General features: G+C 54.4%; 8 protein-coding genes and 1 tRNA gene. 5 read left to right on the top strand and 4 right to left on the bottom strand.

What is annotated here, in order from left to right:
* Positions 1-172: 172 nt before the first annotated feature.
* Positions 173-772, top strand: a complete 600-nt coding sequence (locus Q0775_RS16340; RefSeq protein WP_298863338.1) for a gamma-glutamyl kinase — start codon at positions 173-175, stop codon at positions 770-772.
* On the opposite strand, the gene Q0775_RS16335 is transcribed toward Q0775_RS16340, so the two are convergent.
* The 3 genes from Q0775_RS16335 to guaB all read right to left on the bottom strand — a co-directional run bounded on the left by Q0775_RS16335 (position 769) and on the right by guaB (position 5836).
* Complete coding sequence (locus Q0775_RS16335; RefSeq protein WP_298863335.1) at positions 769-3081, bottom strand: ATP-binding protein; 2313 nt, start codon at positions 3079-3081, stop codon at positions 769-771. The genes Q0775_RS16340 and Q0775_RS16335 overlap by 4 nt on opposite strands.
* Positions 3082-3223: 142 nt before the next feature.
* Positions 3224-4384, bottom strand: a complete 1161-nt coding sequence (locus Q0775_RS16330) for an RsmB/NOP family class I SAM-dependent RNA methyltransferase (protein ID WP_298863332.1) — start codon at positions 4382-4384, stop codon at positions 3224-3226.
* A gap of 3 nt (positions 4385-4387) precedes the next feature.
* The gene (guaB, locus tag Q0775_RS16325; protein ID WP_298863329.1) at positions 4388-5836 is read right to left on the bottom strand and encodes an IMP dehydrogenase; all 1449 of its coding nucleotides are present in this window, start codon (positions 5834-5836) and stop codon (positions 4388-4390) included.
* Positions 5837-5974: 138 nt separating this feature from the next.
* Between guaB and speB the strand changes: the two genes are divergently transcribed.
* The 4 genes from speB to Q0775_RS16305 all read left to right on the top strand — a co-directional run bounded on the left by speB (position 5975) and on the right by Q0775_RS16305 (position 10046).
* Positions 5975-6934, top strand: coding sequence for an agmatinase (gene speB / locus Q0775_RS16320; RefSeq protein WP_298863326.1), 960 nt, complete (start codon positions 5975-5977; stop codon positions 6932-6934).
* Between the two features lie 111 nt (positions 6935-7045).
* Positions 7046-9094 carry an ASKHA domain-containing protein gene (locus Q0775_RS16315; protein ID WP_298863323.1) on the top strand — a complete coding sequence of 683 codons (2049 nt, stop codon included), beginning with the start codon at positions 7046-7048 and terminating at the stop codon, positions 9092-9094.
* Positions 9091-9933 carry a class I SAM-dependent methyltransferase gene (locus tag Q0775_RS16310; protein ID WP_298863320.1) on the top strand — a complete coding sequence of 281 codons (843 nt, stop codon included), beginning with the start codon at positions 9091-9093 and terminating at the stop codon, positions 9931-9933. Before Q0775_RS16315 ends, Q0775_RS16310 begins: the two co-directional genes overlap by 4 nt.
* A gap of 39 nt (positions 9934-9972) precedes the next feature.
* Positions 9973-10046 (top strand) — tRNA-Gly (locus Q0775_RS16305).
* Between the two features lie 862 nt (positions 10047-10908).
* Here Q0775_RS16305 and Q0775_RS16300 read toward each other — a convergent pair.
* Positions 10909-12054 carry an iron-containing alcohol dehydrogenase gene (locus Q0775_RS16300; RefSeq protein WP_298863317.1) on the bottom strand — a complete coding sequence of 382 codons (1146 nt, stop codon included), beginning with the start codon at positions 12052-12054 and terminating at the stop codon, positions 10909-10911.
* Between the last annotated feature and the right edge of the window lies 1 nt (position 12055).

Here is a 12055-nt window from a genome sequence, read left to right as displayed (position 1 = left end):
GGTGGCGGCAATCGTCACCGGCACCAGAGTTTTATGTTCTTCTAATGTTCTTATGCGGACAAAGTGAGAACACTTCAATCTAAATTTTCTTGTCCTATCTTGCAGCGGGATTGGTTAAGAAGTTGTTTATGCCGGTTTCTGGGCGTATGTTTATCTGAATTGGAGGGGCTATATGCTTGTTTTCTTTAAAGAACGCCTTGCTTTTTTGTCGATGCCAAAGACTGGTTCAACGGCATACCAAACTGCGTTGGCAGCTCGTGCCGACTTGGTGATTAACAATCCACCCCTTCTGAAACACGCGCCAGTCTATCGGTACAACCGTTTCATACGGCCAATGTTTTTGAATGTCTGCGACGCTGAAATGGAGCTGATGGCCGTTATGCGGGAGCCTGTAAGTTGGCTAAGCAGCTGGTATCGCTATCGTCAGCGCCCATTTATGAAGGACAAGCCAAACAATACCCATGGAATCACTTTTGATGATTTTGTGTTGGCATATATGAAGGGCAAGCGACCAGGTTTTGCCGAGGTGGGCAATCAACTGAAATTTCTGGAAAGGCAGCCGAATGGAACAGGCATCACTCATCTTTTTGCGTACGAAGATCAACCTCGATTGCAGTGCTTCATTCAGGAGCGGCTTGGCATAACGCTAGCATTGGGACGCGAGAACGTTTCGCCAAAGATCAAGGTAGAGCTTTCTGCTGACGTTGAAGAACGCTTTCGCAGAAAATTTGCTGATGATTTTGCGTTATATGCGAGTATTCCACAGGCTTAGTGCAACTGCTTGTTAACGGTTTCCGTCAGATCGCTGAGAGAGAATGGCTTTGGTAGAAAGACCGAGTTTGGAATCTTCTTTTGCGCCTCGCCTAAACTATCTTCGGCATAACCTGATACAAACACAACGCGCACGTCGGGCCGTGTAAGAAGTGCCTGCTTCACCCAACTTGGACCGTCCATTCCCGGCATAACAACATCTGTGACAAAAACATCTATTTTGAGGTCAACATCTTCGAGGGTTTCAAGCGCCGCCTCTGCATTCTCGGCCTCTAGAACTGTATAGCCTCTTAATCTAAGTGCGCGGCTTGCAAAGGCACGCACAGGTGCTTCATCCTCAACCAGTAGGATCACGCCGCCATTGGGCGCAGTGCCTGTAAGGGCCGGTTTCTCTGGGGCCTTTGGAGCCATCGCATGAGCTGATTGCGTAAGCACTGGAAAATATAGCGTAAAACAGGTTCCGACACCTTCTGTGCTGTCCACAAAGATGTATCCACCTGTTTGTTTGATGATCCCGTATGCAGTAGACAAACCTAAGCCTGTCCCTTCTCCGGTGCGCTTTGTGGTAAAGAAGGGTTCAAATACTTTCTGGAGTTTGTCTGTCGCTATGCCGCTGCCATCATCACTTACTTTAATCGTGATATACGGCCCCGCAGGCACAGTAACTTGATCTCGCTGAAGTGGCGCTGTTAGATTAGTGCTCTCTGTAATGATCCTGATTTCACCGCCCGAGGGCATTGCATCGCGCGCATTTACGACAAGGTTCATCAAGACTTGCTCGAGCTGGCGCTTATCTGCGCGGATTGGTTCCAGAACTGGATCGTGACTAAGCGTCAGCGTAATCTTCTCCCCCACTAGACGGTTGAGTAAGTGGGTAAGATCCGCCAGCGTGTCGCGCATGTCGAGTGTTTCAGGGCGCAAAGTCTGCTTGCGTGAAAATGCGAGGAGTTGCCCGACCAATGCCGCCGCGCGGTTAGCGTTTTGGTTGATTTGCACCAGATCGCTATAATCGCTGTCCCCTTGATCATGGCGCAAAAGCAACAAGTCACAATGACCCGAGATCGCCGTTAACAGGTTGTTAAAATCATGTGCGACCCCTCCGGCAAGCTGTCCAATTGCCTGCATTTTCTGGCTCTGAACAAATTGGGCTTCCAGAGATTTTAGCTCCGTAGCATCATGAAGCACTGCAATTAGTGCAGGCGCTCCGTCCTCTTCAACCCGATTAAGCGTTACCTGTACAAATGCCTCACAATCGCCGCGCGTGAGCCGCAAAAATTCGGATTTCTGGATCAATCGGCCCGCAAGTGTGTCGCTCAGCCAGTCGTCGATGGAACGTCCCAGACCTTCCATAAGCGCAGAGAGGTGTGCACCTTCTTCAAGCACGACACCGATCAGCTTTGAAGCCCGCTTGTTGTAGGCTTGCACCGATCCGTCGGGGGCTATTTTAATCATCGGGATAGGCATGTCCTGAAATACTTGCCAGTCATGATTTTGGACCGGCTCACCCTCCGCAGGCGGCGGCAAAAGATAGAGCGCACGACGCCCTGCCCCGGCGTCGGTCTGGGCCACAAGCGCGGGACGGTTCCCAGCCGTCGTCGACACCTGCATGACCGTACCTGGAACAACAATCTGTTCTGCAAAAACCGCATCAAGCGATTTCCCACGCGCACCGATGAATTGTCGCGCAGCGTGGTTCATTGACAAAATAGCACCGCTTCGGCCGACCATCAGCATGGGTAGAATACGGCTGTCGCTTGGAAGGCTACCCGAGGATTGGATATTTTGGGGCTCAACACGCCATGCAAAACCATCTGTGCCGATTGCATGAACCGACAGGAGCAGCTGTCCACTATTGGTAACGATTTCCTCGCGTGCAGAACCACTTGATGCGGCGCGCGATTGCAGACGAAATAGCATAGGACCAGGATTACTAATTCTATCCACGAGTACCGATGCAAGGGTCGTCCCCCTTGTGGTTCCAAAAGCTTTGTCAGCGGCGGCGTTGGTCGAGGAAATTTCACCATCGTTTTGAGTAATGAAGCTCGGTGCGCTGTCGTTGGTGATAAAATGAGTTAACGCTTTTTGACCTTGTTTTCGCGCGATCCTGTGACCTGTTCGCAAAAGCAACAACATTGCCGCCACGCACCCCAAGCTTACGCCCGCAGCCGTCAGCGCCAGCCGCATTGCACCGTCGAGCATCAAGATTGCAGAAAGGCAGAGAAATACTGCAAGACCCAGCAGAACAAACAACCGCTGCGGCGCGATCAAGATCACCCGTTCCGTCAGTGTTGCACTTGTAGACTGCTGCATATGTTCCCTTCCAGCCATGTTCGGACGACATCCGAATCCTCTCTCCATACTTGGGGCGAAGGATTAATCGCTGATTAACCGACACGTGAAAAAGAACACTTACACTCGTATTGATTGAATTGTCGTGATTATTTACGCAGCGTCAAGCCTGTTGAAGGTGTGCGGTGTAAAATCCGTCACCTAGATCACTCACTGGAAAGGTTTGATCGTAAACGCATTTCCAACCCGCATGACGGTTCAAAAATGCATCAACGCGGGCGCGGTTTTCATCCGGCAGGATCGAACAAGTCGCATATGCCAGAGTGCCGCCTTTTGCGACAAGCGCCATTGCCTCGTCCAAAATATTATCTTGTAACGCAAGGGTCTGCGCGAGGTTTTCTGGTGTAAGGCGCCATTTTGCCTCGGGCGCACGACGCCATGAGCCACTTCCAGAGCATGGAGCGTCGACAAGCACCAAATCATATGGGCCTGAGCGTGCCAGCTCGCTCCCCTCCAGCTGGGTGATCTCGGCATCGCCGCGTGCCGCGCGCAGCGACAGATCACGCATACGCGACGGCTCGATATCATGGGCAAAGATCGCATCGGCGCCGCGCGCCGCAATGGCCAAAGCTTTGCCTCCACCTCCTGCGCAATAGTCCAGCACCCGTTTTGCTTTTGGCAGCGCATCAACCACCGCCTGACTGCTAGCGTCTTGAAGCTCTACAAATCCTTCGAGATAAGCGGGAGAGTTCCGCACGCGGCGATTACCCTCAACAACGGTTAGCGCGGTCGGGCTTAGCGCATTTGCGATCACCTCAACACCGGCCTCGTTTAACATTCGCTCCGCGTTGGAAGTATTTGTTTTTGCTATATTTACCCGTAGTGTAATTGGCGCCCGTTCTTGAAGTGCCACGGCAGTTACCTGTGCGGTTTCACCCAGCCCATGTGTAAACTTATCAACCAGCCAGTCAGGCAGGTTCCACGAGTCTTGTAGGGTCATTTCCGCTTCAGGAAGCGCTTCTTCATAGTCCATGAGGGGCGCTGGTGCATGCCCTTCGCCGGTAAAAAGTGTATCGAGATCAACATCATGTTTGCGTAGCAGACCAATCATCAGGCCGCGCCCCGTTGCGGCCCTGCCCAGCCATGCTGCACTGCGTTTTACTCGCAGGACATCAAAGACATAGTCACGGATCGCAGCACGGTCTTTTGATCCTGCAAACCGATTGCCACGGCCCCAGCGCGTCAGCACTTGTTCCGCAGGCAGGCCATCGCCGATCATATCAAGGATCTCGATGGCCGCGGCCACCCGTGCAGCTGGGGTCATGGTTTAACCAATTCTATAGTTGGGAGATTCGCGGGTTATCTGCACGTCATGCACATGGCTCTCTGACAGGCCCGCACCGGTTATTTTCACAAACGAGCAATTCTTGCGCATCTCGTCCACTGTGGCACAGCCCGTATAGCCCATGGCAGCACGCAGGCCGCCAACCATCTGGTGAATCACATTGGCGGCAGTCCCTTTATAGGCGACTTGGCCTTCGATCCCTTCAGGCACGAGTTTGTCGCTGGCCGCGTCTTTCTGAAAGTAGCGATCAGCAGAGCCGCTGGCCATGGCGCCAAGGCTGCCCATGCCGCGATAGCTTTTGAAACTTCGGCCTTGGTACAGGATCACTTCGCCCGGGCTCTCGTCTGTGCCTGCGATCATGGAGCCGACCATGGCGCAAGACGCGCCTGCAGCAATTGCTTTGGCAAAATCACCAGACAAACGGATACCGCCATCAGCGATCACAGGCGTATCACCGGCGGCCTTGGCACAATCCATAATCGCGGTAAGCTGTGGCACGCCAACCCCCGCAACCATCCGTGTGGTACAAATCGAACCGGGACCGATGCCCACTTTTACAGCATCTGCTCCAGAGCCGATAAGCGCGCGTGTCGCTTCACCCGTTGCGACGTTCCCGGCAACAACTTGCACTTCATTGCTGAGCTTCTTGGCACGCTCAACAGCAATCGCCACACCTTCGGAATGTCCATGTGCGGTGTCGATCACGATCATGTCCACGCCCGCGTCCACCAAGGCCTGCGAGCGTTCGAACCCAGCATCACCGGTTGTGGTGGCTGCTGCAACGCGCAAACGACCAAGCTCATCCTTGCACGCTGTGGGGTTCAATACCGCTTGCTCGGTGTCTTTGAGGGTCAGCAAACCTGTGAGCTTGCCCTTACCGTCAGTCACCAGAAGCTTTTCGATGCGGCGCGCTTTCATCAGGCTTATCGCCTCGTCGCGGTCGGCAGGTTCATGCAGGATGGCGAGATTGTCGGTACTCATCATCAGATGCACGGGCGTATCGTCAGCCGTAGCAAAGCGCATGTCGCGGTTTGTAACGATACCCACAACGCGTCCTGCCTCGTCTACGACGGGGAAGCCTGTGACGCGATAGCGCTCTTGCAGGGCCTTGGCATCGGCCAGCGTCTGGTTGGCGGTCAGGGTGATGGGATTATAGACGATTCCGCTCTCGAAGCGTTTGACGCGGCGGACCTCTTTTGCCTGCTCGTCGATGGTCAGGTTGCGGTGGATCACGCCCATGCCGCCTGCCTGTGCCATGGCGATGGCCATGCGCGATTCAGTGACCGTATCCATCGCAGAACTGAGCAGCGGGATGTTCAACGCGATCGATTTTGTAACGCGGGTGCGGGTATCTGCAGTGGAAGGCAGGACCGAGGATGCGGCCGGAACCAGCAACACATCATCGAACGTAAAGGCCTCACGAATCTCCATAACAACCTCCAAAGGGTAATGGCATCATTTGGCGGTTTCCTATCTCATGGATACGCCGGATTGAAAAGGCCTCAAGGCCGCCAAAGCTTGCATTTACATCGCACTTGCCCAAAGCTGCGCAAAAAGCAGGGAGCCAGGATGAGCAAACACGGGTATGAAGGCGGCAGGCTCGACCTGCCATTTGTGGGCATCGCGACCTTCGGCAAACGGCGGTATGAGCCAGACTGGGCCTCGCTGGACGCAGATGTTGCGATCCTTGGCGCGCCCTTTGATGCGGGAACACAGTACCGCTCGGGCGCACGGTTCGGGCCCCGCGGGGTGCGTGAGGCCTCTACCCTATTTAGCTTTGGTCATGCGGGGGCTTATGACCACGAGGACGATACAACCTACCTCACGGGAGAAGTGAACATCGTCGATATGGGCGATGCGGACATCATCCACACGGATACCGAAGCCAGTCATGCCAATATCGAGGCAGGTGTGCGTGCCGCCCTTGATGCGGCTGCCCTGCCCGTGGTGATCGGTGGTGATCATTCGATCAACATCCCCTGCATCCGCGCCTTTGACGGGCAGGGTGACATCCATATCCTTCAAATCGATGCGCATCTGGATTTTGTGGATGAGCGCCACGGCGTGCGCAACGGCCACGGCAATCCCATGCGCCGTGCCGCCGAGCAGTCCTTTGTTACGGGTCTGACCCAAGTAGGCATCCGCAATGTCAGCTCCACCGCCAAGGAAGGCTATGATGCGGCCCGCGCCTTCGGCTCTGATATCATCAGCGTGCGTCAAGCCCGCCAGATGGGCACAGGGGGCGTGCTGGCGCACATCTCACCCGATGCGCGGGTTTATGTGACCATCGACATTGATGCCTTTTGTCCCTCCATCGCTCCCGGTACTGGCACGCCGTCCCATGGCGGGTTCCTTTACTATGAAGTATTGGAAATGCTCAAAGCTGTTGCAGAGCGTCACGAGGTTGTTGGCATTGATCTGGTCGAAGTGGCCCCTGATTATGACCCCACAGGCTCCACCTCGATCCTCGCGGCACAGCTTTTACTGAATTTCCTCGGGTTCATCTTTCACGAACGTCTCAATACCTGATCTTAAATCGCTGAAATGACGCCATTGTGCGGATTTATGACGCGGGCGGCCTTCCCCTGCCCGCGTCCTTGGCTATGTTGCTGGAAAATGCATTACAGGATGTTTTGAGCCATGAGCGACGATCCCCTTGTTATCTTCACCCCTTCCGGCAAACGCGGCCGCTTTCCTGTTGGTACGCCTGTACTCACCGCGGCGCGACAGCTAGGCGTTGACCTCGATTCTGTCTGTGGCGGGCGCGGTATTTGTTCCAAGTGCCAGATCACGCCCGGATACGGCGAGTTTTCAAAACACGGGGTGACAGTCGAGGCTGACGCGCTGTCAGAGTGGAACAAGGTCGAGGCCCGTTATGACGAAAAGCGCGGACTGAAAAAGGGTCGCCGCTTGGGCTGTCAGGCAACTGTGCTCAAGGATGTAATCATCGACGTTCCCGCCGAGAGCCAAGTGCACAAGCAAGTTGTCCGCAAGCGCGCCGAAGTCCGCGATATTACGCTCAACCCGTCAACCAAGCTTTACTATGTCGAGGTGCAAGAGCCTGATATGCACGACCCGTCCGGAGATCTGGAGCGGCTACAAAAGGCGTTGCTGGAGCAGTGGGAATTAGAAGATATCACCGCTGATTTGCACATTCTGCATGTGATGCAACCGATCCTGCGCAAAGGTGACTGGAAAGTCACTGTGGCGGTGCATCTGGGCGATCACGAGAACAAGCCACGCATCATGCACATCTGGCCCGGCTTCTATGATGGTACAATTTATGGCGTGGCAGTTGATCTCGGCTCCACCACAATCGCGGCGCACTTGTGTGATCTACAGACAGGTGAAGTTGTCGCCTCCTCAGGTGTGATGAACCCTCAAATCCGCTTCGGCGAAGATTTGATGAGCCGCGTGAGCTACTCCATGATGAATGCTTCGGGTGCCGAAGAAATGACCCTCGCCGTACGGGAGGGTATGTGCAGCTTGTTTGTGCAACTCGCCTCCGAGGCGCAGATCGATAAGCAGTTGATTGTCGATGCAGTATTCGTCTGCAATCCGGTTATGCACCACCTGTTCCTTGGCATTGATCCGTTTGAGCTTGGCCAAGCGCCATTTGCCCTTGCCACCTCCAACGCCATGCGTATGCGCGGTCGTGACCTCGACCTCAACATTCACGAGAGCGCGCGTGTCTATATCCTGCCTTGCATCGCAGGGCACGTCGGCGCGGATGCTGCCGCTGTGGCACTGTCGGAAAGCCCGCATCTGTCCGATGATCTTGTGCTGGTCGTGGACGTGGGCACGAATGCGGAAATCCTGCTCGGCAATCGCGAAAAAGTTCTCGCCTGCTCCTCTCCCACGGGTCCAGCATTCGAGGGCGCACAGATTAGCTCGGGCCAGCGTGCGGCCCCCGGTGCCATTGAGCGAGTCGAGATTGATCCTGTTTCCAAGCTGCCGCGCTTCAAAGTTATTGGCTCGGACCTGTGGTCGGATGAAGACGGTTTTGACGCGGCGATCGCGCAGACAGGCGTCACAGGAATTTGCGGATCGGGCATCATCGAGATGGTCGCCGAAATGCGCATGCACGGTATCGTAGACGCGCCTGGCCTGATCGGGACAGCGGAGCAGACAGGCAGCGCCGCAGTCTTTCCCGACGGACGCACGAACAGCTATCTGGTTTATGACGGCACGGCCAATGACGGACCAAAGATTACAGTGACCAACCGCGATATCCGCGAGATCCAGATGGCGAAGGCCGCGCTTTATTCCGGTGCACGTCTGCTAATGGATAAGTTCGGCGTGGATAAAGTGGACCGTGTGGTGCTGGCGGGAGCGTTCGGGGCGCACATCTCGACCAAACACGCGATGGTGCTGGGGATGATCCCTGATGCGCCGCTGGACAAGGTCACTTCAGCAGGTAATGCCGCAGGCACAGGGGCACGTATCGCGCTGCTGAACCGCGATGCACGCACCGAGATCGAAGAGATCGTGCGCAATATCCACAAGATCGAAACCGCCATCGAACCGCGCTTTCAGGAGCATTTTGTGAATGCCTCTGCAATGCCTAACGCAGTCGAACCTTTCCCAATCCTTAATTCCATCGTTACCTTGCCGACCCAGACCTTCAACACGGGCGGCGGCGGTGAGAGTGGTGGCGGGGGCGGTGGACGCAGACGGCGGCGCGGATGAGCACAAACACCGAGCAACGTGATTTTTGGAGCGATGATGCAGGTCCGATTTGGGTCGATCAGCGCGAAACAATGGATGCAATCCTTGCTCCTGTTCTGGATAGAACGCTCGGGCGCGCAGCGCTGAAAGATGGTGACAGTGTCCTTGATATTGGCTGCGGTGCAGGCACCAGCACATTCGCCGTAGCAGATATTGTGGGCCCAACAGGGCACGTCAGCGGCTTTGATATATCGCGTACATTGCTTGAAGCGGCGCAGATGCGTGTATTGGGCCGCACAAACGTTGGCTTTCTTGACGCGGATGTACAAAGCCACCCGTTTGTTGCGCAAAGTGCCGACGCCATCATCTCACGCTTTGGAGTGATGTTCTTTTCTGACAGTCGTGCCGCCTTTGAAAACATGGCGCTTGCCTTGCGCAGCGAGGGGACCATTAGTTTCTCTGCATGGGGGGCGATCCCCGACAACCCGTTTTTTACCCTGCCAGCCCAGATTGCCCGCCAGATCCTTGGCCCAGTGCCTAAATCCGATCCTGACGCCCCCGGCCCTTTTGCCCTACGTGATCCTGCATACGTAAAGGCAATGCTGAATTCAGCAGATTTAGAGGCGGATATTGACGTGCGGACTGAGTTACTGACATGTGCGGCAGGTCCTCTCGCGTTGGCACAGACAATGTGTCTGATTGGTCCCGCGCACGGTGCAATCCTCCACCATCGGGCTGATGAAACAATGCGAAGGGTATTGCTGGACGCGCTGGTTGATGCATTTGCGCAATATCAGACCCAAAGCGGCGTAGAGATCCCTGCCCGCATCAACTATGTGACCGCACGCAAAGCCTCTTGACGCACGCTTTGCCTCGGCTTAGGTCAATTCTACTGGTGCGCGGGTATGGTGAAAAGGTATCACGGCAGCTTCCCAAGCTTTAGTTACGAGTTCGATTCTCGTTACCCGCTCCAGTAAAAAAAAGGACAAAAATCCCATATAAATAATGGGCTATGCCTGCGTGTATGATAGGTTTTCGGGGTCGGGCGTATTTTAGAGCTGGGAAATATCGGGAACGTCTGGGGCCTTTTGGGCGCTAGAACTCCAGACTTTTCCCCAGACCAACGACGCGGATTTCAAATCCGTGCACAGAAGTTTGATGCTCCTACTCGCTTCCGATCTTTTTACCGCAACCTATTTCAAGGGTATCATAAAAGGCATCGAGTTTCTCGATCTGCATCCGTTCTGATCACATACACTTCGCGGCCCCCCGGCGTGCTGGTATGGTTTGTCACGCATGGCCAGCCTACTTGTTAGTCATAACTTCAGAAATAAGGCTGCCGTAACTGCAAATTTCATCATCTGTACATTCCGTGTAGACCAATTCCATTACGAACCAATATCGTAGTGCATGTTTCGTATAAGCTTTGAGGGCAAACCACCTACATTCTTTCCCATATCCAGTACATCACCCAATTGAGCGTCGCTGTCCTTTCCTCGCAGATAAAGATGAAAGTGCTTGCAGCTGCACCATCGGGTATCGGTTCTCAAATTTTGTACGCCCCCGACTTCAAGCGTAACTTCCTACAGACCGCGAGCTTCACAGCTTACATCTTTAGATTTTCCAGTCGTCCCAGCACATATTTCTATTATCGGGCTGCAATAGGTTCCCGAACTAAATGAAGTTGCAAAACCATCTTTGATGGACCACCTGTGGCTTCCTCTCATAGAGGGTTTTGCATGCTCCATTCATGATTGGTTGCAAGTGAGTCTGAAAGTTGTTCATATCCGATACGACTATTTGCACTCTGTGGTGCTGTCGTCACTCACAAAACCCTAGACACACTCAAGCAAAAGCTTTCTCGTGTTTTCCTTTGTCATTTTGACCGGATTTCCGCCGGTGCTTGGATCGCTTAGCGCGCCTGCGACGATTTTATCAATATCGGGATTTTTAACACCAAGACCGGACAGTTTCTTTGGAATCCCGAGAGAGCTATTCAGTGCATCAACATATTCGCAAAACCCGTCAAACCCGCCTGAAATATCCAAATACGCGGCCGCTTGATTTATCACACCAGTAATTTTCGGCTTATTGAATTGAAGGACGGCGGGCATGAAAACGGCGTTCGTGGTGCCATGATGGGTGTGGTAAATGGCGCCGATAGGGTGAGACAGGGCATGGATCGCACCAAGCCCTTTCTGAAACGCGGTTGCACCCATTATTGCGGCAGACATCATATGCCCACGGGCCTCGATATCGGTGCCATCAGCAAAGGCGCGAGGCAGATATTCTTTGACCAAACGCATCCCCTCAAGCGCCATGCCCTGTGACATCGGATGGTAGTGCGGCGAACAGAATGCTTCGACACAATGTGCAAAGGCATCAAGGCCAGTTCCCGCAGTGATAAAGCCAGGCATGCCGACCGTCAGTTCCGGGTCACTAATTACCACTGACGGCAGGAACTTAGGATGGAATATGATCTTTTTCTGCTGTGTCTCGGAGTTGGTGATGACAGAGGCGCGCCCCACTTCGGACCCCGTACCCGCAGTGGTTGGCACGGCGACGATAGGCGCAATGGCATCCGCGTCCGCGCGGGTCCACCAATCACCAATATCCTCAAAGTCCCACAGGGGAAGGGTTTGGCCCGCCATAAAAGCCACCAGCTTGCCAAGATCGAGCCCTGAACCGCCACCGAAGGCAATCACTCCGTCATGCCCCCCCTCATTGTAAGCCTTTACGCCTGCGGCGGCGTTTTTCTCGTTTGGGTTCGGGTCGACATCGGAGAACATCGCACGTCCCAGACCCGCAGCTTCCATCAGATCAAGCGTTTTTGTCGTGATATCCATTGTGGCCAAGCCACGGTCAGTGACCAACAGCGGTTTCGCAATCCCCGCCACAGAACAGGCATCTGCGATCTCGGAAATGCGGCCCGCACCAAAGCGGATTGAGGTGGGATAGGACCAGTTTGCGGAAATGCTCATG

The organism is uncultured Sulfitobacter sp., from assembly GCF_947499945.1.
GTDB lineage: Bacteria > Pseudomonadota > Alphaproteobacteria > Rhodobacterales > Rhodobacteraceae > Sulfitobacter.
Note: the sequence above shows the minus strand (reverse complement) of the source record. Positions and strands in the feature narration are given on the sequence as shown.

What these genes read in the sequence shown, in the direction of transcription:
- Q0775_RS16340 (WP_298863338.1), top strand. Translation starts at nt 173, where the DNA reads ATGCTTGTTTTCTTTAAAGAACGCCTTGCTTTTTTGTCGATGCCAAAG.
- Q0775_RS16335 (WP_298863335.1), bottom strand. Translation starts at nt 3,081, where the DNA reads ATGCAGCAGTCTACAAGTGCAACACTGACGGAACGGGTGATCTTGATC.
- Q0775_RS16330 (WP_298863332.1), bottom strand. Translation starts at nt 4,384, where the DNA reads ATGACCCCAGCTGCACGGGTGGCCGCGGCCATCGAGATCCTTGATATG.
- guaB (WP_298863329.1), bottom strand. Translation starts at nt 5,836, where the DNA reads ATGGAGATTCGTGAGGCCTTTACGTTCGATGATGTGTTGCTGGTTCCG.
- speB (WP_298863326.1), top strand. Translation starts at nt 5,975, where the DNA reads ATGAGCAAACACGGGTATGAAGGCGGCAGGCTCGACCTGCCATTTGTG.
- Q0775_RS16315 (WP_298863323.1), top strand. Translation starts at nt 7,046, where the DNA reads ATGAGCGACGATCCCCTTGTTATCTTCACCCCTTCCGGCAAACGCGGC.
- Q0775_RS16310 (WP_298863320.1), top strand. Translation starts at nt 9,091, where the DNA reads ATGAGCACAAACACCGAGCAACGTGATTTTTGGAGCGATGATGCAGGT.
- Q0775_RS16300 (WP_298863317.1), bottom strand. Translation starts at nt 12,054, where the DNA reads ATGAGCATTTCCGCAAACTGGTCCTATCCCACCTCAATCCGCTTTGGT.